At 67.7% G+C, this 25,318-nt stretch carries 22 protein-coding genes and 1 tRNA gene; 10 read left to right on the plus strand and 13 right to left on the minus strand.

Annotated features, from left to right (window positions below):
• Positions 1-44 precede the first annotated feature (44 nt).
• From GOALK_RS00300 to GOALK_RS00320, 5 genes are all read left to right on the plus strand, one after another.
• Entirely contained in the window at positions 45-845 is an 801-nt protein-coding gene (locus tag GOALK_RS00300; protein ID WP_006356776.1) for an enoyl-CoA hydratase-related protein, read from the plus strand.
• 87 nt (positions 846-932) lie between these two features.
• The gene (gene fadD5 / locus GOALK_RS00305) at positions 933-2,537 is read left to right on the plus strand and encodes a fatty-acid--CoA ligase FadD5 (RefSeq protein WP_006356777.1); all 1,605 of its coding nucleotides are present in this window, start codon (positions 933-935) and stop codon (positions 2,535-2,537) included.
• 178 nt (positions 2,538-2,715) lie between these two features.
• Positions 2,716-3,846, plus strand: coding sequence for an NDMA-dependent alcohol dehydrogenase (locus tag GOALK_RS00310; RefSeq protein ID WP_006356778.1), 1,131 nt, complete (start codon positions 2,716-2,718; stop codon positions 3,844-3,846).
• Between the two features lie 48 nt (positions 3,847-3,894).
• Positions 3,895-4,713: a serine hydrolase domain-containing protein gene (locus GOALK_RS00315; protein WP_006356779.1), complete on the plus strand. Its 819-nt coding sequence runs from the start codon at positions 3,895-3,897 to the stop codon at positions 4,711-4,713.
• A gap of 127 nt (positions 4,714-4,840) precedes the next feature.
• Complete coding sequence (locus GOALK_RS00320) at positions 4,841-5,359, plus strand: DUF3145 domain-containing protein (protein WP_006356780.1); 519 nt, start codon at positions 4,841-4,843, stop codon at positions 5,357-5,359.
• Positions 5,360-5,692: 333 nt separating this feature from the next.
• On the opposite strand, the gene GOALK_RS00325 is transcribed toward GOALK_RS00320, so the two are convergent.
• From GOALK_RS00325 to aceE, 6 genes are all read right to left on the minus strand, one after another.
• Complete coding sequence (locus GOALK_RS00325) at positions 5,693-7,144, minus strand: acyl-CoA carboxylase subunit beta (protein WP_006356781.1); 1,452 nt, start codon at positions 7,142-7,144, stop codon at positions 5,693-5,695.
• 70 nt (positions 7,145-7,214) lie between these two features.
• Complete coding sequence (locus GOALK_RS00330; RefSeq protein WP_006356782.1) at positions 7,215-8,483, minus strand: KasA/KasB family beta-ketoacyl-ACP synthase; 1,269 nt, start codon at positions 8,481-8,483, stop codon at positions 7,215-7,217.
• Positions 8,483-8,785: a meromycolate extension acyl carrier protein AcpM gene (acpM, locus tag GOALK_RS00335; protein ID WP_005200177.1), complete on the minus strand. Its 303-nt coding sequence runs from the start codon at positions 8,783-8,785 to the stop codon at positions 8,483-8,485. Before acpM ends, GOALK_RS00330 begins: the two co-directional genes overlap by 1 nt.
• Positions 8,786-8,909: 124 nt before the next feature.
• Entirely contained in the window at positions 8,910-9,818 is a 909-nt protein-coding gene (locus GOALK_RS00340; protein WP_006356783.1) for an ACP S-malonyltransferase, read from the minus strand.
• Positions 9,819-10,013: 195 nt separating this feature from the next.
• The gene (locus GOALK_RS00345) at positions 10,014-11,288 is read right to left on the minus strand and encodes a PucR family transcriptional regulator (protein ID WP_006356784.1); all 1,275 of its coding nucleotides are present in this window, start codon (positions 11,286-11,288) and stop codon (positions 10,014-10,016) included.
• 74 nt (positions 11,289-11,362) lie between these two features.
• Entirely contained in the window at positions 11,363-14,257 is a 2,895-nt protein-coding gene (aceE, locus tag GOALK_RS00350) for a pyruvate dehydrogenase (acetyl-transferring), homodimeric type (RefSeq protein ID WP_085948625.1), read from the minus strand.
• A 142-nt stretch (positions 14,258-14,399) separates the two neighbouring features.
• Here aceE and GOALK_RS00355 point away from each other — a divergent pair, with 142 nt between their 5' ends.
• The 3 genes from GOALK_RS00355 to GOALK_RS00365 all read left to right on the plus strand — a co-directional run bounded on the left by GOALK_RS00355 (position 14,400) and on the right by GOALK_RS00365 (position 16,101).
• Entirely contained in the window at positions 14,400-15,020 is a 621-nt protein-coding gene (locus tag GOALK_RS00355) for an Rv2240c family protein (protein ID WP_040003887.1), read from the plus strand.
• Positions 15,021-15,193: 173 nt separating this feature from the next.
• Positions 15,194-15,622 carry a DUF3052 domain-containing protein gene (locus GOALK_RS00360; RefSeq protein WP_005200172.1) on the plus strand — a complete coding sequence of 143 codons (429 nt, stop codon included), beginning with the start codon at positions 15,194-15,196 and terminating at the stop codon, positions 15,620-15,622.
• Positions 15,619-16,101 (plus strand): peroxiredoxin, encoded by a 483-nt coding sequence (locus tag GOALK_RS00365; protein WP_006356787.1) that lies wholly within the window; start codon positions 15,619-15,621, stop codon positions 16,099-16,101. Before GOALK_RS00360 ends, GOALK_RS00365 begins: the two co-directional genes overlap by 4 nt.
• A 46-nt stretch (positions 16,102-16,147) precedes the next feature.
• On the opposite strand, the gene GOALK_RS00370 is transcribed toward GOALK_RS00365, so the two are convergent.
• The 4 genes from GOALK_RS00370 to GOALK_RS00385 all read right to left on the minus strand — a co-directional run bounded on the left by GOALK_RS00370 (position 16,148) and on the right by GOALK_RS00385 (position 19,235).
• Positions 16,148-16,222, minus strand: a tRNA-Val gene (locus GOALK_RS00370).
• Positions 16,223-16,372: 150 nt separating this feature from the next.
• Entirely contained in the window at positions 16,373-17,080 is a 708-nt protein-coding gene (locus GOALK_RS00375; RefSeq protein ID WP_040003888.1) for a CPBP family intramembrane glutamic endopeptidase, read from the minus strand.
• 39 nt (positions 17,081-17,119) lie between these two features.
• Positions 17,120-18,196: an NAD(P)H-binding protein gene (locus GOALK_RS00380; RefSeq protein ID WP_035752739.1), complete on the minus strand. Its 1,077-nt coding sequence runs from the start codon at positions 18,194-18,196 to the stop codon at positions 17,120-17,122.
• A gap of 55 nt (positions 18,197-18,251) precedes the next feature.
• The gene (locus GOALK_RS00385) at positions 18,252-19,235 is read right to left on the minus strand and encodes a helix-turn-helix transcriptional regulator (RefSeq protein WP_006356790.1); all 984 of its coding nucleotides are present in this window, start codon (positions 19,233-19,235) and stop codon (positions 18,252-18,254) included.
• A 157-nt stretch (positions 19,236-19,392) separates the two neighbouring features.
• Between GOALK_RS00385 and GOALK_RS00390 the strand changes: the two genes are divergently transcribed.
• A complete protein-coding gene (locus GOALK_RS00390; RefSeq protein WP_006356791.1) occupies positions 19,393-20,217 on the plus strand; it encodes a maleylpyruvate isomerase family mycothiol-dependent enzyme in 825 nt (274 codons plus the stop codon).
• Positions 20,218-20,285: 68 nt separating this feature from the next.
• On the opposite strand, the gene GOALK_RS00395 is transcribed toward GOALK_RS00390, so the two are convergent.
• Together GOALK_RS00395 and GOALK_RS00400 are read right to left on the minus strand one after the other, a co-directional pair.
• Entirely contained in the window at positions 20,286-22,328 is a 2,043-nt protein-coding gene (locus tag GOALK_RS00395) for a protein kinase domain-containing protein (protein ID WP_006356792.1), read from the minus strand.
• Between the two features lie 104 nt (positions 22,329-22,432).
• Positions 22,433-23,260: a spermidine synthase gene (locus GOALK_RS00400; RefSeq protein ID WP_006356793.1), complete on the minus strand. Its 828-nt coding sequence runs from the start codon at positions 23,258-23,260 to the stop codon at positions 22,433-22,435.
• Positions 23,261-23,300: 40 nt separating this feature from the next.
• Here GOALK_RS00400 and GOALK_RS00405 point away from each other — a divergent pair, with 40 nt between their 5' ends.
• Positions 23,301-24,278: a cobalamin biosynthesis protein gene (locus GOALK_RS00405; protein WP_006356794.1), complete on the plus strand. Its 978-nt coding sequence runs from the start codon at positions 23,301-23,303 to the stop codon at positions 24,276-24,278.
• Here the strand turns inward: GOALK_RS00405 and GOALK_RS00410 are convergent.
• The gene (locus GOALK_RS00410) at positions 24,256-25,308 is read right to left on the minus strand and encodes an SURF1 family cytochrome oxidase biogenesis protein (protein WP_231498957.1); all 1,053 of its coding nucleotides are present in this window, start codon (positions 25,306-25,308) and stop codon (positions 24,256-24,258) included. The two genes, GOALK_RS00405 and GOALK_RS00410, sit on opposite strands and share 23 nt — an antisense overlap.
• Positions 25,309-25,318: the final 10 nt, after the last annotated feature.

A 25,318-nucleotide genomic window follows, 5' to 3' on the forward strand; every position in this document is an offset into this window, starting at 1 on the left:
CCGAGAATCTGTGTCTATCTGTCCGGTCACGAGTGGGGAGTGCAGTGAGCGACGAGACCAGCCAGGCAATCGTGACCTCGGTCGACGACCGAGGAGTCGCGCGGCTGACGATTTCCCGCCCGGAGAAGATGAACGCTCTCGACACCGAGGCGAACCACGGCATCAAGGCTGCGATGGAGGAGTGGTCGAAGCGCGACGACGTCCGCGTCATCGTTCTCGACGGGGCCGGCGGGAGCTTCAGCGCCGGAGCCGACGTGGTCTCCATCAACTCACAGTCGACAGCCAACGGTTCGTCGGGGCTCGACCCCGACCAGGCTCGCGGGATCATCTCCGCCGGTTCGGAACTCGCCCGCGCGGTCCGCTCATCCCAGGTTCCGGTCATCGCCTCCGCCGATGGACCAGCCGCTGGCATCGGTGCCTCGCTGGCCCTGGCCGCCGACCTCATCTACACGACGAAGCGGTCGTACTTCCTGCTCGCCTTCATCAACATCGGCCTGATGCCCGACGGCGGCGCGTCGATGCTCTTCACCTCTGCAGTGGGCCGGGTCCGCGCCAACGAACTCGCGCTCCTCGGTGAAAAGCTGCGCGCCCCTGAGGCTCTCGCGGCGGGACTGGTCAACGGCGTCTACGACGACCGGCCCGCGCTCGACGAAGTCGTCGACAAGGTAGCCGCGAAGCTCGCCGGCAAGAGTCGGTCCGCACTGCGGCTCACCAAGTCCGCGCTCGACGCCCACACCATGTCGGGCTTCGAGGCCGCGATCGAGCGAGAACTCGAGGGGCAGACCGAACTGCTGCAGTCGCCGGAGTTCCAAGCCGCCATCGCCGCCTTCGCCGGCAAGAAGTGAGCTCGGCACGACGCCGAAACCGCACTCCCGCAGACGCATTCACGACCCACCTTCGTCACGACGACAGACAACAAGGAGACCGATCGTATGACCGCGACCGTCGACACCGTCACCGACCTCGCCACCGAACCGTTGCGCTCACGCCGCAACCACTGGAACAACCAGATCAAGCGCCACGCCTTCATGAACCCCGAGGGCCCGGCCCTGAAGTTCCAGGGCGAGGTCACCACCTGGAAGGAACTCGACGAGCGGACCCGTGCCTTCGCCGCCGCCCTGACCCGTCGTGGCGTCGAGTTCGGCGACCGCATCCTGGTGGTCCTGCTGAACCGCAGCGAATACGTCGAAGCGGTGTTGGGCGCCAACCTCATCGGCGCCATCCCGGTGCCGGTGAACATCCGCATGAGCCCGGCCGAGATCGCGTTCCTCGTGAACGACAGCGGTGCCAAGGTGATCGTCACCGAGACGATGCTCGCCCCGCTCGCCGACGCCGTCGCCGCGTCGACCAACGCGATCGACCACATCGTCGTCGTCGGCGGATCGGACAACGACAGCCACCTCGACTTCGAGGCGCTGGTCGCCGAGGACTCCTCGGACCTGCCCGAGATCGACGTCCCCGAAGAGACCGTCGCGCTGATCATGTACACCTCGGGTACCACCGGAAAGCCCAAGGGCGCCATGCTCACCCACACCAACATGCAGGCGCAGGCGGTGACCTGTCTGCAGGCACTGCAGACGCGATCCGACGACATCGGATCGTGCGTCGCGCCGATGTTCCACATCGCGGGACTCGGCGCGATGGCGCCGCTGTTCTACATGGGTGCGCTGTCGGTCATCCATCCGCTCGGTGCCTTCGACCCGAACGACATGCTCGACACCATCGAGAAGGAGGGCACCACCTCGATTTTCCTCGTGCCCGCCCAGTGGCAAGCCGTCTGTGCCGCCCAGCAGGCCAAGCCGCGAGACCTGAAGCTGCGCGTCACCAGCTGGGGCGCCGCCCCTGCCTCGGACACCGTGCTGCGGGCGATGAACGAGACCTTCCCCGACGCGCTCAACGTCGCCGTCTTCGGTCAGACCGAGATGTCGCCGATCACCTGCGTGCTCGAGGGAAAGGATGCGATGAACAAGATCGGTTCCATCGGCAAGGTCGTGCCCGCGGTGACCGCGCGCATCATCGACCCCGAGGGCAACGACGTCAAGCAGGGCGAGGTCGGCGAGATCGTCTACCACGGGCCCAACATGATGAAGGGCTACTGGCAGAACGAGCAGGGCACCGCCGACGCGTTCGCCTGCGGCTGGTTCCACTCGGGCGACCTCGTGCGCGAGGACGAGGACGGCTTCCTCTACGTCGTCGACCGCGCCAAGGACATGATCATCTCGGGCGGCGAGAACATCTACTGCGCCGAGGTCGAGAACGTCCTGTTCGGTCACCCGAGCATCAGCGAGGCCGCCATCATCGGCCGCGCGCACGAGAAGTGGGGCGAGGTGCCGGTGGCGGTCGTCGTCCTGGCCGAAGGCGTCACCGACCTGGCCCTGGCCGACCTCGAGCCCTACCTGAACGAGAACCTGGCCCGCTTCAAGCACCCGAAGGGCCTGGTCATCGTCGACGAGCTGCCGCGCAACGCCGGTGGCAAGGTCGTCAAGCCGACCCTGCGGGCGAGCTACGGCTCCAAGGACGCCGGTCTGGCCGACTGACCGTGTCGAGGTGTCCCGGCGCCGGATTCGGTGATCGGGCGGGTGCCGGTGGCGATGGAACACGGACTAGGACACGTTTCAATTTTGTGATTGAGTGACTACAGTCACAAGCGACGGCAACGTCGCTCGACGGACTTCCCGGGGCGAGTTTGTTGCCGGGTTCGAACGGAGGAGACCAGTGAAGACAAAGGGCGCGCTGCTGCGCGAGCACAACAAGCCGTGGGCGATCGAGGATATCGAGATCGGCGATCCCAAGGCCCACGAGATCAAGATCAAGATGGAAGCGGCGGGCATGTGCCACTCCGACCATCACCTGATGACCGGCGGCATCCCGATGGCCGGGTTCCCGATCCTGGGTGGCCACGAGGGTGCGGGCGTCGTCGCCGAGGTAGGCGAGGGTGTCACCGACTTCGAGGTCGGCGACCACGTTGTGCTGTCGTTCATCCCGTCGTGCGGCAAGTGTCCGTCGTGTCAGTCGGGCATGGCCAACCTGTGCGACTTCGGCGCCATGCTGCTGCAGGGCGAAGCGGTGTCGGACAACACGTTCCGAATCCAGACGGCAGCCGGCGAGAACGTCTACCCGATGACCCTGCTGGGCACCTTCGCGCCCTACATGGTGGTCCACGAGGCGTCGGCAGTGAAGATCGACAAGGACATCCCGTTCGAGGTCGCCGCACTGTGTGGCTGCGGTATCCCCACCGGCTACGGCTCGTCGACCCGCAGCGGTGACGTCCGTCCCGGCGAGGACGTGGCGATCGTCGGTGTCGGCGGCGTCGGTACGGCAGCCCTCCAGGGCGCCGTTATCTCGGGTGCCCGCAACGTGTTCGCCATCGACCCGGTCGAGTGGAAGCGTGAGCAGGCGCTGAAGTTCGGTGCCACCGCGGCATTCGCGTCGGTCGAAGAGGCTGCGATGGCGATCGCGGAGACCACCCACGGCGGCATGTGCCAGAAGGTGATCGTCACCGTCGGCGAGGTCCACGGCAAGGACGTCGATCTGTGGATGGGCATCACCGCCAAAGGTGGCACCTGTGTGCTGACTGGCATGGGCAACATGCTCGAAAGCGACGTGACGCTGAACCTCGCGATGCTGACGCTGCTGCAGAAGAACCTGCAGGGCTCCATCTTCGGTGGCGCCAACCCGAAGCTCGACATCCCGCAGCTGCTGTCGATGTACAAGATCGGCAAGCTCAACATCGCCGACATGATCACCCGCCAGTACCGTCTGGACCAGATCAACGAGGGCTACCAGGACATGCTGGACGGCCGCAACATCCGCGGCGTCATCCGCTACACCGAAGAGGATTGGTGAGCCCTGTGCCCACCGGCCGGTACGCGGGCACGGGTAACGTGACCCGATGTGTCGGTCCTTGAATCTCTGACGGAATGGCCTGTCGACAATGTGTCGGCGGCGATCATCACCCGCGACGGGGTCGCCGAGGAATTCGGCGACCCCGTTCGCGTCTACGAACTCGCCTCGGTCACCAAACTCCTGGTCGCCGAGGCGATTCTGGTGGCCGTCGAAGAGGGAGCGGTCGAACTCGACGATCCGGCCGGTCCTCCCGGGGCGACCATCCGGCACCTCCTGGCACACGCGTCGGGACTCGCCTTCGACTCACGGGACCTCGAGGCCGGGGTGGGGGAGAAGCGCATCTATTCGAGCGCAGGCTTCGAGATCCTGGCCGAGACGGTGGAGCAGGCCGCGGGCATCGGCTTCGCGGAGTACCTGGCCGACGCCGTCTGCGCACCGCTTGGCATGAAGTCCACCGAACTGTACGGGCCCGCCGGGCACGGGGCGCGGTCCACCACCACCGATCTCGCGCATTTCGCGCAGGAACTCCTCGCGCCTCGACTGCTGGCACCGGAGACCCTCGCCGACGCGACATCGGTCCAGTTCCCAGGACTCGACGGCTTTGTTCCCGGCTACGGCAGGCACCGCCCGAACGACTGGGGCCTCGGGTTCGAGATCCGATCGGCGAAGTCCCCGCACTGGACCGGGACGGGCAACTCGCCCCGGACCTTCGGGCACTTCGGTCAGGCCGGCACCTACCTCTGGGTCGACCCCGAGTTGCAGGCGGCATGCGTCGTCCTCACCGACCGGGCCTTCGGGCCGTGGGCGAAACCGTTGTGGAGCGAGTTCAACGACCGGGTCGTCAGTGAACTTTCGTCACAGAAATGAACCTTTCTCGCACGAGAAACTAGCGCAACACGCGCATCATGGGGCACAATGAATCCCACGAGTGTGATATCCGAAGTCGCGAGGTGTGTTGGGGAAGACGTTCCTCGTCGACAACGGAGGTGAAAAGGTGCGCAATCTGAACCAGTTTGCGGACATGACAACAGGAGTGGTCTACATCCACTCGGCGCCGGTGGCGCTGTGCCCACACGTGGAGTGGGCTCTGTCGTCGACCCTGAACGCGCGCGCGAACCTTAAATGGTCGGCCCAGGACGCCGAACCGGGTATGCAGCGTGCAACAGTCGACTGGGCAGGGCCGGTCGGGACAGCGGCACGTCTGGTGACCGCTCTGCGCGAATGGTCGGCGCTGCGGTTCGAGGTCACCGAGAACCCGAGCGAGGGTGTCGACGGCGAGCGCTACAGCTACGTGCCGGGTCTGGGGCTCTGGCGCGGATCGACCAGTGCCAACGGCGATGTCATCATCGGCGAGAACCAGCTGCGCTCGATGATCGAATCGCAGCCCGACAGTGCCGGTCTCGCCGGCGAACTCGAAGCCGCTCTCGGTTCGGCCTGGGACGACGCGCTCGAGCAGTACCGCATGGGCGGTGCCGGGGCCGAGGTCACCTGGTTGCAGCAGCGGGTCGGCTGACCCTTCGAGACGCGCCCTCCGCAAGCTCCGGGCGCTCCTCAGGGAGCGAGGGAGACGCTCCGCAAGCTCCGGGCGCTCCTCAGGGAGCGAGGGAGACGCTCCGCAAGCTCCGGGCGCTCCTCAGGGAGCGAGGCGGCGTCCTCGGTTGTGAGGAACGACACGCCCGGCAGGCACGAGACGAGGTTTCGTCGGCGCAAGAAGTGGGAAACTTCCTGACGCTGCGGAGAATACAGACTTCCCAGGGAGCGCGGTGATTCGTCCCGCGAGCTCAGGGACACACGAGAAACGCCACCGGTGAGAACCGGTGGCGTTCTTCGTGTGTCCGTCCGCTGATCAGAGCGGGATGTTCTTGTGACGTCCGCGTCGAGCGGGGGCGGCCGCGAGTGCCTCGGCGATGATGCTGCGTGTGCGGGCCGGGTCGATGATCTCGTCGACGACGCCGATCGACTGTGCGCGTCCCACACCGCCGGCGATGGCCTCGTGTTCGGCGGCCAGTCGGTCGTGGAGGGCTTCACGCTCGTCGTCGGGTGCGGCGGCGAGGGCCTTCTTGTGCAGGATGCCGACGGCGGCCTTGGCTCCCATGACGGCGACTTCGGAACCGGGCCAGGCGAATACGGCCGTGGCACCGAGCGCCCGCGAGTTCATGGCGATGTAGGCGCCGCCGTAGATCTTTCGCGTCACGAGGGTGACGCGGGGGACCGAGCACTCGGCGAAGGCGTGGAGGAGTTTGGCGCCGCGTCGGACGACGCCGTTCCATTCCTGTCCGACGCCCGGCAGGTAGCCGGGGACGTCGGTGAGGACGATGAGCGGGATGCCGAAGGCATCGCAGAGGCGGACGAACCGGGAGGCCTTCTCGGCGCTCTCCGAATTCAGGCAGCCGCCCATGCGCAGCGGGTTGTTGGCGATCACGCCAACGCTGCGGCCGGACAACCGGCCGAACCCGATCACGATGTTCGGCGCCCACTTCGCCTGCAGCTCTTCGAAACTGGAGATCTCGGTCTCGCCGTCGGCGGCGAGTGCCGTGTCCAGCAGCTTCTCGACGACCGGGTGGACGTCGTAAGCGCGGCGGGCGGATTCGGGCAGCAGGGCCTTCAGGTCGGTGTCACCGGCCGCGGCCAGTTCACGGTTGAAGTGGCCCTGCTGACTGAATGTCGAGACGAGACGTCGCGCGCGCCACAGGGCGTCGGACTCGGAGTCGGCCACGATGTGGCAGACGCCGGACTTCTTGCCGTGAGTGGTGGGGCCGCCGAGCGACTCCATGTCGACGTCCTCGCCGGTGACGCTGCGGACCACATCCGGCCCGGTGACGAAGACGCGACCGGCCGGGGCCATGATCACGATGTCGGTGAGGGCGGGTCCGTAGGCCGCGCCGCCGGCCGCGAAGCCGACGACCACGGAGATCTGCGGGATGTATCCGGAGGCCCGGACCATCGCCTCGAAGACCTGACCCACGGCGTGCAACGCCTCGACACCCTCGGCGAGGCGGGCGCCACCCGAGTGCCAGATGCCGATGACCGGCGCCTGCTCGGAGATGGCGGTGTCGATGGCGTTGACGATGTGAGCACACCCGACGACACCCATGGCACCACCCATGACGGTGCCATCGGTGCAGTAGGAGACCGTGCGAACGCCGTTGACCAGGCCGACCGCGGCCTGGACCCCGGACTTGTCGCGAGGATGCAGCAACGACATGGTGCCTTCGTCGAAGAAGTTCGTCAGCCGCAACAGCGGGTCGCGGGGATCGGCGGCTTCTTCGCGGCCGGCCATGGGAGCCAAGGTCGTCATCGCAGTCTCCTCCAAGGGTGTCGGGCGTGGTTCGTCTCAGGCACTACCGAGATCGGCGGGGAGCCGACGTTCAGTAGCGACCGAAGGCGAGCGCCACGTTGTGCCCACCGAAACCGAACGAGTTGTTGATCGCGTAGTCGATCTGTCCGTAACGGGGTTCACCGTGGACGACGTCGATGTCGCATTCCGGGTCCTGGTTCTCGAGGTTGAGGGTCGGCGGGATGACGCCTTCCTCGACACTCTTGATGGTCAGGACCGACTCGAGCGCACCCACCGCACCGATCGAGTGTCCCAGAGCGGACTTCGGCGCGTAGATCGCAGCATGCTGACCGATGGCAGCGGTGATACCGGCGGCCTCGGCGGTGTCGCCGATCGGGGTCGACGTCGCATGCGCGTTGATGTGGGTGATGTCGGACTTCTGGAGACCGGCGGTCTGCAGTGCCCGCGTCATCGCGCGGGCGTTGCCCTGACCACTGGGGTCCGGGGCAACCAGGTGGAAGCCGTCGGAGGTGATGCCGGAACCGAGCAGGCGTGCGTGGATGCGCGCACCGCGGGCCCGAGCGTGCTCCTCGCGTTCGAGGATGAGCATCGCGGCACCTTCGCCGAAGACGAAGCCGTCGCGGTCCTTGTCGAACGGACGAGAGGCGGCAGCGGGGTCCTCGTTGCGGGTGCTCATGGCACGCATCATCGAGAACGCGGCGATCGGCACCGCGTCGATCTGTCCCTCGACGCCACCGGTGACGACCATGTCGGCGTCACCCATGACGATGTGGCGCCATGCGTGTGCGATCGCCTCGGCACCCGACGAGCACGCCGAGACCGGGGTGATCACGCCCGCGCGGGCGCCGATGTTCAGGCCGACGACGGCGGCCGGGCCGTTGGGCATGGCCATCGAGACGGCCAGCGGGGACACCTTGCGGTAGTTGCCGGTGCCTTCCATGGCCTTGACGGCGTCGATCATCGCGTCGCCGCCACCCTGGCCGGTGCCGATGACCACGGCGAGACGGTCGGGATCGACCTCGGGCTCGCCGGCCTGCGTCCAGAGACGCTTGCTCAGCACGTGGGCGATGCGCTCGACGTAGGCCATCCGACGAGATTCGACTCGCGTGACCTCTTCGGACGGATCCTTCAGCAGCCGACCGCCGATGCGCACCGGCAGGTTGTACTTGGTGATGAAGTCGTCGGTCAGCTCGCGGATGCCCGACTCACCCGCCAGCAGGTTTTTCCACGTCGAGTCGAGATCCTCGCCGAGCGAGGTGGTCGCCACCATGGAGGTGACGACCACGCTCGGGAAGTTCCCACCCAGCGTCGAGTAGTCGCGGAGGGAGGGGGAGCTCATCAGTTCTGGTCTGCCTCGACCTGGGCTTTGATGGCAGCCGCAGCCTCGGGGTTCTCGCTCTCGAGCTTCTGGATGTACGAGACGGCGTCGCCGACGGTGCGCAGACCGGCGAGGTCCTCATCGGGGATCTTCACGCCGTACTTGTCCTCGGTCTGCACCGCGATCTCGACCATGGACAGCGAGTCGATGTCCAGATCGTCGACGAACGACTTCTCCATCGTCACCTCGGACGGCTCGATGCCGGTGACTTCCTCGATGATCTCGGCGATGCCGGCAATGAGTTGTTCCTGGGTGGCAGCCACTGTATGGTTCCCTTTCGTGTTCGGGTTGATGATTCCGGAGCGTCTGACGGACGTGTAGTCCGCGCGCTTGGACAGATCGGCGCCGGGCGCCGATCTTCCGGGGGTCGCGGACTAACCGCGACCGCTATCCAAGTTCTGCGATCTTCGCGATGTCGCGGGGCTCCTTGAGAGCCAGCGATGGGGTGCCTTTCAGCTCACGCTTGGCGATCCCCACGAGCGTGCCCGCCGGTGGCAGTTCCACGACGGCGGTGGCCGAGTTGTCCCGCAGGTACGCCGAGCAGAGATCCCAGCGGACCGGCCTGGTGACCTGGCCTACCAGTTTTGTCAGTGCGTCGACGCCATTCGTTACAGGCTGACCGTCCGAGTTGGACAGCAGCGTGCGATTCGGGTCGGCCGGGGTGATCTTCGCCGCCGCGGCGGCGACCGCGTCCTGCGCCGGGGCCATGAAGTGGGTGTGGAACGCGCCGGCGACCGCGAGCTTGCGGATGCGGGCTTTCTCCGGCGGCGAGGCGATGAGCTCGTCGATCTTCTCGACGGCGCCGGCCGCGACGATCTGACCGACCGCGTTGCGGTTGGCCGGGACGAGCTCGAGCTCCTCGAGGCGGGCGAGTACCGCGGCCTCGTCGCCACCGAGAACGGCGGCCATGGTGGTGGGCACCAGGGCACAGGCCTTGGCCATCTCGGCGCCGCGGATCGCGGCGAGGGTGACGGCCTCGTCGGCGGAGATGACGCCGGTGATGGCAGCGGCGGCGAGCTCACCGACCGAGTGGCCGGCGACGGCCGCGTCCGCGGGCAGTTCACCGTTCTTGCGGACCTCGTCGAAGGCGAGGAGGGCGGCGACGACGACCAGCGGCTGGGTCACCGCGGTGTCGGTGATCTCCTCCGCGGTGGCGGTGGTACCGAGTCTTTCCAAGTCCAGTTGAGTGAGCTTGGACCACGTGGCGATCTGATCACGGGTGCCGGGCAGGTCGAGCCACGGCGTGAGCATGCCGGGTGTCTGGGAACCCTGGCCGGGAGCAAGCAACGAAAGCACGTGACCAGAGAACACCCTTTGCCCGCCCCATGTGGGTGTGGAGAAGCATGAACCTTGATGCCGGGTTTTGTGGGGTTCCCACAAACTTGACCTCAGTGTCACCTGCTTCGTCATCAGGCTGAGATTCGTTACCGAAACGTGCTCTTAAGGCTCCTATCAGCATAAATTGTGAATCGGACATGTTGCCAGTGTGACTCATGGTGCAGGAGGGTCCGATTTGTGCCTTAAGTGTGTCAGACGACCGACAGTCGTCGCGATCCGTAGTACATACGCATCTCGTGGGTTTGTCGGATCGCGGCGTGTGATTTCCGCAATTTTTTTCAGTCTGTACCGGACCGTATTTGGATGTATGTACAGAACGCGCGCGCAGGATTCGACCGATCCGCCAGAGTCGAGGTAGGCCTCGAGCGTCGTGGTCAGTGTGGTGCCTCCCGTGGAGAGCGGACTGACCACCGATTCGACCAGGGCGGCGACCGCCGATTCGTCACCGTTGAGAGCTCGCTCGGGGAGCAGTTCGAGACTGTGGACCGGGCGGGGTGCACTCGGCCAGCCCACCACCGCTTCGATCGCCGCCATCGCCTCGGCGGCGCTGGCATGGGCGCTCCCCAGGTTCGGCATGGTCGGTCCGATGACCACCGGGCCGTCGGCGAAGTGGGAGAGAAGAGCCGAGACGAACTTCTCCGTGGGGCGTGCGGGACCGCTGACGATGGCGACGAGCACCGAACCCTGGACCACCGACAGTGCCGACCGGTCGAAGTGTCTTGCAGTGTTGTGGATGGCCAGCGGCACCGACACGTTCTGTTCGGGTGGCGGGGTCCCGACGATGACCGTCGCCGGGGCGTCGGAGTCCCAGTTCAGGGCTGCCGCGCGGGAGAGGAGCTGGGGGCCGGTGTCGCCGCGGACCACGGCGTCGACGACCAGGGCCTCGAGCCGGGAGTCCCACGCGCCGCGCGATTCCGCGGCTGATGCGTAGATCGCGGCGGCGGCGAAGCCGATCTCGCGCCCGTATCTCAGGACCGACTCGGTGAGTGCGCGGAGCTGGGCGTCGTTGCGAGCAAGCAGCGGCAGCCACTTCTCGAAGAACTCCATGGCCACGCGGACCATCTCGACGGTCTGTAGCAGCGTGATACGTCTGGCAAGGTCCTGCGGCACCACCTGGAACGCCTGGACCGTGAACTTGACGTTGCCCTCGGGGTCCTGGATCCACTCGACGAAGTTCACGACCGCCGTCTGCACGACGAGCTGGACACTCGCGCGCTGCGCGGCGTCGAGGTCGCCGAAGTACGGCAGTTGGTCCTGCATGGAGTGGACCGCCTCGGTGGCGAGGCGTCCGCTGTACTGCTTGACCCGCCGAAGAAGCGTGTCCGGCAGCGCGTCGTGCACGGTGGCAGGGGCCGGTACATGGGCACCCCGCTCACCGAACACGTCAGCCGGCGGTGTTGTGGGCTGATTCACTCGCGCGTCGGACACGTTCTCAATCTAGTCCCCGGAAACCGCCGCGCCGGGATCGCTGGTCTGTCCGGGTGCGGCGGTCCGGTGCCGAACTAGGCCACGCCGGGATCGCTGGTCTGCTCCGGAGCGGCCGCGACGTCGTCGATCTGGTACTTGTCCGCGGCCTGCTTGGCCACCGACATGGCGATGTGACCGTCGCGGGCGAGGGCGACCAGTACCGCGACCACGATCGACTCGGCGTCGACGTTGAAGAAGCGTCGTGCCGCCGGCCGGGTGTCGGAGAAACCGAATCCGTCGGTGCCCAGCGTCAGGTACGTGCCGGGCAGGTAGGCGCGGATCTGCTCCTGGACGCCGCGCATGTAGTCGCTGACGCCGACGAACGGGCCGGCCGCGTCGGCCATCAGCTCGGTCAGGTAGGCGGGTGCGGGCTCGCTGCCCGGATCGCGCAGCGCCTGCCGGTCGGCGCGGATACCGTCTCGGGCCAGTTCGCTCCACGACGTCACCGAGTACACGTCGGCGCCGACGTTCCACTCCTCGGCGAGCAGCTCGGAGGCACGCAGCGCGTCGGGCATGGTGATCCCGGAAACCAGGATGTTGGCCGGGTACTCCTTGTTCTCCGGGGCCTTCTGGAACAGGTAGCCGCCCTTGACGATGCCCTCGTGGTCGACGTGCTCGGGCTTCGCCGGCTGGCTGATCGGCTCGTTGTAGACGGTGATGTAGTAGAAGACGTTCTCCGGGTCCTCGCCGTACATGCGCTTGAGACCGTCGTCGACGATGTGGCCGAGTTCGTAGGCGAACGCCGGGTCGTAGGCGACGACGGCCGGGTTGGTCGCGGCGAGCAGCGGCGAGTGGCCGTCGGCATGCTGCAGACCTTCACCGGTGAGCGTCGTACGGCCGGCGGTCGCGCCGATGACGAAGCCGCGCGCCATCTGGTCGGCGGCCGCCCAGAAGCTGTCGCCGGTGCGCTGGAAGCCGAACATCGAATAGAAGATGTACAGCGGGATCATCGGCTCGTCGTGCGTCGCATACGACGTGCCGACGGCGGCGAAGCTGGCCGCCGAACCGGCCTCGTTGATGCCCTCGTGCAGGATCTGGCCCTCGGAGCTCTCCTTGTAGGCGAGCATCAGCTCGGCGTCGACCGAGGTGTAGAGCTGTCCGTTGCGGTTGTAGATCTTCAGGGTCGGGAACCACGAGTCCATACCGAAGGTGCGGGCCTCGTCGGGGATGATCGGCACGATGCGCTTGCCGATCTCCTTGTCGCGCAACAGATCCTTGAAAACGCGGACCAGTGCCATGGTGGTCGCGACCTGCTGCTTGCCCGAGCCCTTCTCGGTGGTCTTGAGCGCCGACGACGTGTCGGCCTCGAGGACCTTGGCCTTGGTGCGGCGGCTCGGCAGGAAGCCGCCGAGGGTCTTGCGGCGATCCAGCATGTACTGGAGTTCCGGCGAATCCTTGCCGGGGTGGTAGTACGGCGGCAGGTACGGATCCTTTTCGAGCTGCTCGTCGCTGATCGGGATGCGCGTGCTGTCGCGGAAGGCCTTGAGGTCGTCGAGCGTCAGCTTCTTCATCTGGTGGGTCGCGTTGCGTCCCTCGAAGTGCTTGCCGAGCGTGTAGCCCTTGATCGTGTGCGCCAGGATCACCGTCGGCTGGCCCTTGTGGGTCATGGCGGCGGCGTAGGCGGCGTGGATCTTGCGGTAATCGTGGCCGCCGCGCTTGAGGTTCCAGATCTCCGCGTCGGAGAGATCCTTGACGAGCTCCTTGGTCCGGGGGTCGCGATTGAAGAAGTGCTCGCGGACGAAGGCGCCGTCGTTGGCCTTGTAGGTCTGGAAATCGCCGTCGGGCGTGGTGTTCATCAGGTTGACCAGGGCACCGTCGCGGTCGGCGTGCAGCAGCGCATCCCACTCGCGGCCCCAGATGACCTTGATGACGTTCCAGCCGGCGCCGCGGAAGAACGACTCCAGCTCCTGGATGATCTTGCCGTTGCCGCGCACCGGGCCGTCGAGCCGCTGCAGGTTGCAGTTGACGACGAAGGTGAGGTTGTCGAGACCCTCGGTGGCCGCGAAACTCGCGAACCCGCGCGACTCCGGCTCGTCCATCTCACCGTCGCCGAGGAACGCCCAGACGTGCTGGTCGGAGGTGTCCTTGATGCCGCGGTCGTGCAGGTAGTGGTTGAAGCGCGCCTGGTAGATCGCGTTCATCGGGCCGAGGCCCATGGAGACGGTCGGGAACTCCCAGAAGTCGGGCATCAGCCGCGGGTGCGGATACGACGGCAGGCCGCCGCCCTCACCGGCGTGGCTGTGTTCCTGCCGGAAGCCGTCCATGCGGGCCTCGTCGATGCGGCCCTCGAGGTAGGCGCGGGCGTAGATGCCGGGCGAGGCGTGGCCCTGGATGAAGATGTGGTCGCCGCCGCCGGAGTGGTTCTTGCCGCGGAAGAAGTGGTTGAAGCCGACCTCGTAGAGCGACGCCGACGACGCGTATGTCGAGATGTGGCCGCCCACACCGACTCCCGGGCGCTGGGCGCGATGCACCATGATCGCGGCGTTCCAGCGGATCATCTGACGGAAACGGCGTTCGACCTCCTCGTCACCGGGGAACCAGGGTTCCGCCTCGGTGGGGATGGTGTTCACGTAGTCGGTGGAGGTGAGTGCGGGGATCGACACCCGCTTCTCGCCGGCACGTTCGAGGAGCCGCAGCATCAGGTAGCGCGCCCGCCCGGGGCCGGCGGCGTCGAGCAGTGCGTCGAACGAATCGAGCCACTCGGTGGTCTCGTCGGGGTCGATGTCGGGCAGATAGGACGCGACTCCCTCGCGGATGACGCGGACTCGTTGTCCGCTTCGTCCGGCAGCACGTCCGTTGGAGCCCGGGCCGGCGTGCTCGCTCGGAATCGTGTCCTGCGTCGCCTGGTCCATCTGGTCGGTCACGGTGATGCCTACTCCCTCTGACAGGCCGGACTCGGGGTGGTGGTCCGGCTGCATGGCGTATGACACCGCAGCTCTTTGTTGTGCGGTGTCACCCCTCATCGTGCCCCATGTGAGTTGGCTTGGCACTGGGTGGATCTGTGTAGGCTGTCGCGATCGCGGGGGTGCTGTAGCGTCCTTGCAGCGTTACTGATGAGTAGGGGGGAAAGCGATGCTGGGCACAGGGGAGGCCAGGCCCGGCCGCAGCGGACATCGGGGTGTCCGGGCGAGCATGACGGTCGGCATGGCATTCGGGGGAATCATGTTGTCGGCGTGCGCGTCCACGGTCGGGGGCGAGGGTGTGGCGGCGCCCGGTGAGGTGGCCGTCTACCGGTCGGAGGTGTCGGCGTCGGCGGCCGCGCAGGTGCGGACCGAGGGCGTCGAACTCTGTCGGGAGTCGATGTCGTCGATGGTCGTGATGGTGCGCGGTTACAACACCTTCATCAAGCGGCTCAACACGACGCATTCGTATCCGGAGGTCGGGGATCTCGCCGACAAGGCGCGCGCGAGTCTGATCGCCGGTGCCGATCAGATCCGTCCGAAGATCACCGCGAGTGCGCCCGTCGACGTCGCGACACCGACGCGGACGTTCCTCGATTCGACGGCGCGTCTCGAGAACGCGATCCGCAAGGAACAGCGCACCGAACTGAACACGGTGTCGGGGCAGTGGACCCGCGACAAGGCGCGCCTGCTCGAGGTGTGCGGCGAGTACACGCCGGTGCCGGCGGCGTCGTCGGCGACGCCCCGTTCCTCGGTCACCACCACTCCGGTGCCGACGAGTCCCGGTCGCTGAGCGGTTCCGGTGGGGTGGTCGGTGAAAAAGAAACGCCCGAAATCGAGTGACGTAGTTCGGCTTGCAATGTGAGGCTCTAGGCTGTTGCCTATGCTGACAAGCGAGTTGGCGTACACAGATGCACACACCGGCGACGGAAAGAACGTCCCATCACCCTCAGGAGGTCACGCGCGGTGGTAGCCGCCACAGACGGTACGGGCAGCAACGCCCAAAAACTGGGCTTGAAGGCCGGCTTGGTCGTGCAGGAAGTCGGCTGGGACGAGGACACGGACGACGAGCTGCGAGCCGACATCGAGGACGCGATCGATGCCGAGATGGTCGATGAGGATGCCGACGACGTCGTCGACGTCGTCGTCCTCTGGTGGCGTGAAGGCGACGGAGACCTCGTCGACGCGCTGATGGACGCCATCGGACCCCTTGCCGAAGACGGATACGTGTGGGTGTTCTCGCCTAAGACCGGCAAGCCGGGATACGTGGATCCGAGCGAGATCGCCGAGGCGGCCCCCACCGCGGGCCTGACCCAGACGTCGGCGATCAGCCTGGGGGATTGGTCGGCAGCCCGACTCGTTCAGCCGAAGGCCCGCTCGGGCAAGAAAGCATGAGTGATGCTCTGCCCACCGCGCCGCTGAGCGTCGGTGACCAGGCACCTGATTTCGAACTCCGGGATCAGAACAATCAGCTCGTGTCCCTGCAGGCGTTGCGCGCCGAGCGCAACGTGCTCGTGGTCTTCTTCCCGCTCGCGTTCACCGGCACCTGCCAGGGCGAGCTCGGTTACATCCGCGACCAGCAGCCACGCTTCGAGAACGACGACGTGACCACCGTGACGATCTCGGTGGGTCCCTCCCCGACGCACAAGGTCTGGTCGGCGGCACAGGGGTTCCTGTTCCCGCTGCTGTCGGATTTCTGGCCGCACGGCGAGGTTGCCAAGGCGTATGGGGTGTTCAACTCCGATCGCGGGTACGCGAACCGCGGCACCTTCCTCGTCAACCGCGAGGGTGTCATCGTCTACGCCGACATGGTCGGGCCGGGCGAGGTGCGGGAGAACAACGTGTGGGACAAAGCCCTGGGCGCTGTTGGCTGATCCATAGCTCCAAGCCGCGCTGGGCGCGGGTTGGAGCTATGAATCGTGGTGCGCGCAAAGGGATTCGAACCCCTGACCGCTGGTGTGTAAGACCAGAGCTCTACCGCTGAGCTATACGCGCGCGGAGTGCCGAGAGTGTCACTCGCGAGAATGAATCTAGCCGGTCGGGACCGATCGCCCAAACCGCGGGGCCGCGACCGGCGAACCTCACTTCGACCTGCAGACTTCGATCGACGTCTGCAGGTCGAGATGAGGTTCGCCGGTCGGCGGCTCAGGCGAAGATCGGCGGAAGGGCAAGTACCATGATCGCGCCCCAGATGACGTGGGTGATCGCGGGCGCGAGGACCCCGGCGGTGCTGCGCCGCAGGATCGCGCAGACGGTACCCAGGACGGCGCCGGCGAAGCCGAGCATCACGTTGCCGCTGGCCATGGTGACGAGCACGTAGATGACCGTCGACACCAGGACCGGGTTGTGGGGGCGCGCCGCCGAGTAGACCGACCCGCGGAAGAACAGCTCTTCCGCGAGGCCGTTGACCACGGTGATCAACGTGACGATGGCGAGGCTGCCGTAGTCGGCGAAGGCGAGCACCTGGTTCGCAAGATCGCTGACCCCGGGGATCATCCGGGCGATCAGACCGCCGACGACGAAGGCCGCGCCGACCGCGAGGCCGACGGCTGTGCCGAGGCCGATGGCCCCGAGACGGTCCGGGGGCCGGGAGGAGATCGGGCTGTAGGCGCCGAGCCGCAGCGGGCCGGAGACGAATGCGCCGAGGATCCACACGACGGCCAAGCCGACCGTCAGCGGATAGAACGCGGTGTCGCCCGGCTCCACGCGCAACGAGATGCCGAGCATGACCGCCCCGATGACGAGGAAGACACCGACCAGCCAGCGGCGTCGGACGTAGTGGAAACCCGGATCGGGATCACGATCCAGAGCTATCGAGTTGTAGAGGTCGCGAGCCAGTGCAGTCACCAGCAGTCGTCACCACCTTGGTCGGTCGTCAACGGACACACGTCGTCAGGTACGGGCCGGCAGAAGAGCTCCGGCGATCCTCGCCGACACCCTCAGCGTGCCACCGATCGTCCCACCCACGCGGCGTTTGACGCGCAGCCAATCGCCGCCGGCCCACGCGGGGTCGGTGTCGGCGAGGTGGTGCAGGTCGTGCAGATCGCAGACGGAACGTGGATACGGGGACTCGACGGACGCGCGCACGGCGTCGCGCATCGGCGTCAGACCGCCCTCGGGTGGCGGCACCAGCTCGCGGATGCTGTGCTCCGACGCCGTCATCGAATGGTTCAGCGACGTCACGAGTTCCTCGGTGAGCGACGCCGGGACCGGCACGAACATGCCGCCGAGGCGGCCGGCGAGACGGGTGCTCACCCCGAAGACCGGAAGACGCAACCGCGGGAAGCGGACCGCGGAGATGTACTCGTGGAGAATCGAGATGTAGCGCGCGTGGTCGGGCCCGGAGACGTCGTATTCGCCTGGCGGAAGCGATGATTCGCATGCGGCAACGAGGTAGTGGATGGCGTCGCGGATGGAGATCGGGTCCATCTCGTTGGTGATCCAGCCGGGTTCGGGGATGACCGGCAGACGGTCGGCCATGTAGCGGATGATCTCGAACGACGTCGAGCCGGCACCGATGATCACCGCCGCGCGGAGCCAGACGAGTTCCGGACCGTCCTCGACGACGAGCCCCTCGGCGACGTCGGCGCGGCTCTGCAGATGCGACGAGAGCTTGTCGTCGCCGGGCACGAAGCCGCCGAGGTAGATGATCCGGCCGACGCCGGCATCGCGCGCGGCCTCGGCGACGTTGCGTGCCGCATCGCGATCGCCGTTGGCGAAGTCCGCCTGCCCGATCGCGTGGACCAGGTAGTAGATCGCGTCGACCTGCCCGGCGGCGGACATGGCCTTCTTGACCGAGATCGGGTCGTCGGCGTCCATGGCCACCTTGATGACGTCCGACGACCAGCCGAACCGGTCCAGTTTGCGGGTGTCTCTGGACGTGACCACGACCTCGTGACCCTGCCGCAGCAATGCGCATACGAGCCGGGAACCCACGTACCCGGTCGCCCCCGTGATGAGTAGCCTCATGCCTTCGACCGTAGAGAAGAATCCGCGATCCGGTCGGAACAGCAGGTCAACACGGTCAGGGCCGGGCGGACATCGCGCGTCGATAACGTTCGGCGACCTGGTCGTGATACTCCGCGACGGCACCCAGTTCGACGCGCAGCTCGTCGGGTTCGAGGACGGTGAAGTCGGCGTCGAAGGCGTACATCCACCGTGCGATCGCCGTCAGTGAGGTGCTGTAGACGGTCACCTCGCAGCTGTTCTCGTCGCCGGATTCCAGGGCACCCCAGTAGTGGTGGATCATCGGCGCGACCTCGTCGAGCGGAAGGTGGACGCGGATCCGCGCGGTCGCCTGTTGCTGCACGGCACCGAGACCACGGGCGACGAAGGCCGCGGCGCCGCCCTCGGGGGGTTCGCGCGGGGTGAATCGGGGGCCGGTGGGGATCTTCGGGTCCATGCGGTCGACGCGGAACGAACGCCAGTCGTCGCGCGCGAGGTCGAAGCCCACGAGATACCAACGGTTTCCGCTGCGCACCAACCGGAACGGCTCGACCTCGCGTCGACTCTCCTCACCGTCGTTGCGCCGGTAGTCGAAGCGCAGGCGTTCGTGGCGGTGGCAGGCCGTGGCGATGTCGGTGAGGCGCTCGGCGGGGACCACGCTCGACGGCGCTTCCCGCGGGATGGCCTCGATCCGCAGTGCATCGAGGCGGTGCTGGAGCCGTGACGGCATGACCTGGCGCAGTTTCGCGAGCGCCCCGGCCGAGGCCTCGGCCATGTCGGCGACCGCGCCCGTCGTCACCGCGTCGAGTCCCAGCGCGACGGCGAGAACCTCTTGATCGTCGAGGAGCAGGGGCGGCATCTCCGCGCCGGCCCCGAGCCGATACCCGCCGCGCGCACCGACATTCGCGTCGACGGGGTAACCGAGCTCGCGGAGCTTGTCGATGTCGCGTCGCACCGTGCGGGTCGTGATGTCGAGGCGTTCCGCGAGCTCCTTGCCCGACCATTCCCGCCGCGTCTGCAGCAGCGACAGCAGGGCGAGCAACCGGGCCGAGGTTTCCAACATGAAGACATCCTGCCGCACGATGCGGACAGATTCGGTCCTCGTTTGGCAGAACGGGGGCGGCTTGTCGCGGTGCGTCAATGCGGCTGCCCCGCTCACCGACCCCGATAAGGTTGGTGCGGTCCGGGTCCCGCCGGGCGCACGACCGCAAGGAGCATCCATGCCGACGACCATTCTGCCGCTCGCCGAGGTCACCGAAGGCCTGATCGCCCAGTGGGCCGCGATCGCCGACGTCGCCGCCGCACTCACCGACGAGCAGTGGTCGGCGGCATCGGTGCTGCCCGGATGGACCAACGCCGACATCGTCGCGCACATCATCGGCACCGAGAGCATGCTCGACGGCCGCGACGTGGAAGCCACCCGCACGGTGAGTGCACTCGACCACGTGCGCAACCCGATCGGCGAGCTCAACGAGAAGTGGGTCGACCACTACCGGCCGAAGCCGCGCGCCGAGGTGCTCGCCGCGCTCGACGAGATCATCACGGTTCGCACCGCGGCACTGCGGGCGATGACACAGGAGCAGTTCGACGCCCCGTCGATGACGCCGGCCGGCGCCGACACCTACGGACGCTTCATGCGCATCCGCATCTTCGACTGCTGGACGCACGAGATCGACCTGCGTGACGGCACCGACGGTTCCGCCGTCACCGACCCCGTCCCCGCGTCGTTGGCGCTGGACGAGATCGGCGCGTCACTGCCGTTCGTCGTCGGCAAGCGCGCCGACGCGCCCAAGGGCAGCAAGGTGCTCTTCGACATCACCGGGCTGACCGCGCGAACGGTTCGGATCGACGTCGGTGACCGCGCGTCTCTGGTGGAGGAGTTCGACGGCGGCGACGCGTCGGCCGATGTCCGTCTGCGCATCGACGCCGCGAACCTCGCCCGCTGCGCCGGTGGGCGTCGGGACGCCAGCCCGGACGCGGTGGAGATCGATGGCGACGCCGCGCTGGGGAACGCGATCCTGAACCGGATGAACTACGTGATCTGACCCTCAGCAAGGGGAGAGTGCGGGCTGAGTGTCGGGAAACGGTACTCAGGACGCACTCTGCGATTCGGCTACTCGCCGACCGTCGCCTTCTGGATCAGCAGGTTCTGGTTCGGCGGTCCTGACTGGGCGCCGGGTTTGGTCGGTGTGAAGCCGCCCGCGACGATCTTGTCCAGGACCGCCAGCCCGGACGCGTCCATGGTGCCGACGATCGAGTAGGTGAGCGGGAGGTCGGTGTCGTCGGCGAGCATGAAGAACGTCGTCGATCCGGTGGCGCCCTCGTCGTCGGGGAGATCGAGGATGCCGACGGTGCCGCGCGGGTAGGTGACCTGCGGGATGCCGTTGGTGTCGGTGCCGGCCGACGGTAGGCCCTCGGGGAGTTCGTCGGGGCTGGTCCAACCGGGGTTGGTGCCCTCCTTGCCGCCCGAAGACCCGCAGATCAGGTACTTCGCCGATGCGCGATGGCACTTGCTGCCGTCGTAGAACCCGGACCTGATCAGCGCGACCATCGCGCCGACGTTGCACGGTGCCTCGGCCCGGTTGAGGGTCATGGTGATGGTGCCCTGCGCGGCGATCGGGATCTGTGCGTCCACGGTGCCGGTGTTCGGCTGGGTCGACGCCGGTGCAGGTTGGGTGATGCCGCCGACGACCGTGCGCGTCGGGTAGTCGCACGCGACGGTGCCCGCGGGCATCGCCTGCGACGAGGTGCCCGGTTCCGGCGGATCGTCGCCACCGCCCGACAGCGCGACGACGATGCCCGTGACCGCGAGGGCGATCACCACCACGCCGACCCCGATGGCAATGGCGATGTTGCGGCCGGTCTTCGACTTGCGGGGAGGTGGGGTCGGGGTGCCGCCCCACTGGTTGGGTCCGGACAGCGACTGGGGTCCCGAGAACGACTGGGGTCCCGAGAACGACTGGGGGCCCGAGAACGACTGGGGACCGGAGTGCGACTGCGGCCCCGAGAACGACTGTGGCCCCGAAGGGGAAGGCCCCGAATGGAATTGGGGACCTGAGAATCCTTGCGGCCCGAAAGGTCCAGGGGGAGGACCATATCCACCGGCCGAACCGGGAGAGTGCTGCGGCCCGTGGACGTTGGGGCCCGAATTCAGACCGCGAACCATCGTCGGGTCGGATGCCATGGAGCCGCCCGGCGTCGGGTGGGCAGCCGGCGGTTGTGACTGCGGCGGACGCGGGGTGTGGGGCCGCGGGGTCGGGCCCGCTGGTGGAATGGGCTGGGGCACGACCGTCGGCGGGGCCTGCTCGGCCGGAGGCGTCTGCGATCGGGTTGCCGACGCCGACGGACTGCCCGACAGCGCGTCGGAGGCCGCCTGGATGAGTTCGCGCGCGCTCCGAAAACGCTGCGCGGGGTCTTTGGCGAGACCGCGTGCGATCACCGGGTCGAGGAGGCCGCCTGTCTGAGGGGGTGGCTTGGTGATGTGCGCGGTCATCAGTCCCTGGTCGGTTTTCGCCGGGAACGGGGTCTGGCCGGTGACGCACTCGTAGAGCACGCAGGCGAGGGCGTAGTTGTCCGAACCCGGGCCCGCGGGCTCGTCGCCGAACCGCTCCGGCGCCATGTAGGCCAGCGTGCCGAGTGCGGTCCCCACCTGTGTCAGGCGACTGTCGGTGGCGCCCTGCGCGATACCGAAGTCCACGAGGTAGGCGAAGTCGTCGGCGTCGACGAGGATGTTGTCGGGTTTGATGTCGCGGTGGACGAGGCCGTCGCGGTGCGCGGCGTCGAGCGCTGCCGCGACCTGGCCCAGGATGCGAACCGCCCGGTCCGGCGCGAGGGGACCGGAGTCGAGCACCTTGCGCAGATCCTGACCGTCGACGAGGCGCATGTCGATGAACAGGACGCCGTCCTTCTCGCCCCAGTCGTGGATCGGGATGACGTGCGGATCGGACAGTTTCGCCGCGGTCTTCGACTCGCGCTCGAACCGTTCGCGGAAATCGTTGTCGTGCACCAGATGTGGCGGGAGAACCTTCAGGGCGACGCGTCGTTCCTTGCCGGTGTCGTAGGCCTCGTAGACCTCACCCATACCGCCGCGGCCGAGGAGTCTGTCGATGCGGTACGGGCCCAGCGTGGTGCCCGCTCTCGACGATGGATCGGTCACGTCATCCTCGGTTCTGCGATCGTCAGATCTCGGCCGGCGGTCGAAACCACCCTAACGACTGCCGGGCGTGTTCGTACATCGACCGGACGCGGGACCGGCGACGATCACGGCCGGTCCGCCGCGATGTCGGAGTCGGCCAGGCCCGGGCCGCGCGCGAAGTCGCGGGCCTTGGCGCCGGAGAGGACCTGCGCAGGTAGCGGATCGCTGAGGAGAGTGCGCACCAGCGTCGCCGACGCGTCGAGCGGGGCGTCGCTGCCGACGATCACGATGTTTCCGGTGCGCCGACCTTTGAACATCGCGGCGTCGGCGATGAGCAGCAGATGGTCGAAGACCGACGCGACGGTGGCGGCCTCGGCGCGCGCGCCCGCCAGATCCCGGCTGTCGCCGCAGTTCGCGAGGTACAGCCCGCCCGGCACGAGCACGTCGTGGACGGCGGAGGTGAACTCACGGGTCGTCAGATGCGCGGGCGTACGGTCGCCGGCGAAGGCGTCGCGCACGATCACCTCGCGCGTGCCCGGCTGCAGTGAGGTGACGACCTCCCGCGCGTCGCCGACCCGGATCCGCAGCTTGGGGGCGCGGGGGAGATCGAACCACTCACGCACCAGGCGGGCCAGCTCGCCGTCGACCTCGACCGCCACCTGCCGGGTATCGGGGTACTGATGGTCGAGGTAACGGGCGAGCGCGCAGGCCGCTCCGCCGAGATGGAGGACGCGCAACCGGTCCGAGGCGGGATGGCGTTCGGCGATGACGGCCGCCATCTGGCGCAGGTACTCGAAGTCGAGCACGGTCGGGTCGTCGGGATCGATGTGCGAACTGTGCGCACCGTTGACGGTCAGCAGCCAACCGCCGGCGATGGTGTCGCGCGCGAGTTCGGCGACACCGGTGTCGATGACGTGCCGACCCGGGGTCGGTTCCGCGGATGACCTGGCCACGGGTCGAGTCTGGCACGAGCGCAGTCGATACCATCGCGCGGTGCCCCTGACCCGTGAGCAGCGAAACCGATCCGCACGACGAGCCCTGTCGACCGCAGCCGGACTCGTCGTCGGCTTCCTCCTCGACGAGGCCCTGGGGGACCCGTCGACGGGGCACCCGGTCGCGGGTTTCGGACGGCTCACATCTGTGCTCGAACACCGCATGTACCGCGATTCGCGGGCTGCCGGTGCCGGTCTGGTCGCGGTGGCCGCGGGCGGCGTCGTGGGCGCGGCAGTCGCGGCATCGGCCGGGCGTCGTGCGCCGGCATCGGTGGCGCTGACGGCTGCGTCGACCTGGATCGCGCTGGGCGGGACCTCGTTGTGCCGGGTGGGCGATGCGGTCGCCGACGCCCTCGAGTCCGACGACATCGACGCGGCGCGGGCCCTGATCCCGAGTCTGTGCGGCCGTGATCCGATGTCACTCGACGAGGCCGGGATCTGTCGGGCGGCGCTCGAATCGATCGCCGAGAACACCTCCGACGCGACCGTCGGTCCGTTGTTCTGGGGTGCGGTCGCGGGCGTTCCCGGAATCCTCGGGTACCGCGCGGTCAACACCCTCGACGCGATGGTCGGGTACCGCAACGAGCGCTATCGCGACTTCGGCTGGGCGGCCGCGCGACTCGACGACGCGGCCAACATCCTCCCGGCACGACTCGCGGGCGTATTGATCGTCCTGGTCTCCGGGGCACCCAGGCGTGCCGCCGAAGCGTGGCGTCGTGACAGCCACGCGCATCCCAGTCCGAACGCCGGGGTCGTCGAAGCTGCGTTCGCGGGAGCCCTGGGGGTGCAGCTCGGGGGTCGGACGGTGTACCCGCACGGCGTCGAACAACGGCCGACGCTGGGTTCCGGGCCGGCACCGAAGCCGGCCGATCTACGCGCCGCGGTCACAGTGTCGCGGCGGGTCCAACGGGCGACGGTGGCCGCGTGCGTGGCGGGTTGTCTGCTCCGGGTCGCGGTCAGCCGCCGTAGCGCCGGCTGAGCTTGTCCCGCACGTCGCCGTCCTGACTGCGGGGGTCGGGCGTCGCATCGCGGACGTCACCGACCGTGTCCTCGGCAACGGGACCGTGACCGATGCGTCCGACGTTGTGGACCACCGTGGTGCCGCTCGCGGCGCGCAGTTCCTCACGCATCTGTCGACGGCGTTCGGCGCGGGAGGCAGCCGTACTCGGCTGTGCATCGGGTGCGGTGCCCGCGGGACGAGAAGCGGTCTCCGCGTCGGCGACGTCACCGGTCCCGCCGGTGGTTTCCGCCGCGGGAGCTGCCTTCGCGGCGGCGGCGCGGCGGCGTGACCGGATCTCGGCGATCAGGAAGTACAGCACGCCGAGCGGCGCCATGATCCCGAACGCGAGCCACTGCAACCCGTACGAGAGGTAGGGGCCGGTGTCGAGCTGGGGCAGCGGGATCTCGCCCAGGGAGCCCGGCTGGTCCGGGGACAGCTGCAGGTAGAAGTCGTCCATCGGTGTGCCGGTCGCGGTCCCGACGAGACCCGGATTGATCGACGGGACCGTCAGCACACCGTTGTCGGCGCGGGAGCCACGGTCGGCGCTGACGCTCTCCGCCGCGCGGATTCTTCCTTCGATGGTCTGTTCACCGGCAGGCGGCGCCGGGATGTCGGGCACACCGCCCTCCACCGGGCGGACGAAACCGCGGTTGATCAGGAGCACGCGATCCGAACCGGTCACCGCGAACGGCGTCAGGACCACCACGGCCGGCCGTTCCTGGATGTTGCGCAGCCGCACCAGGGCCTGCTGGTCCTGCAGGTAGCGTCCGGTCACCTCGACCCCGCGCCACTCGGCCGACGGGTCGAGGGTCGACGAGGGCGCCACCTCGGCCAGCGGCACGGTCTCGAGAGAGGTCGCGGTACGGATCAGATCGTTGCGGCGTTCGGTGTCGGAGTTCTTCCCCAGCTGCCACGGCGCAAGCATGGTGAAGCAGGCCACGGCGAACGCCACGACGACGACGCCGAGGGCAATCCACCCGGGACGCAGGATCGTTCGCAGCACATGCACGATGCCCAGG

The sequence above is a fragment of the Gordonia alkanivorans NBRC 16433 genome (genome assembly GCF_000225505.1).
In the GTDB taxonomy this organism is placed as follows: domain Bacteria; phylum Actinomycetota; class Actinomycetes; order Mycobacteriales; family Mycobacteriaceae; genus Gordonia; species Gordonia alkanivorans.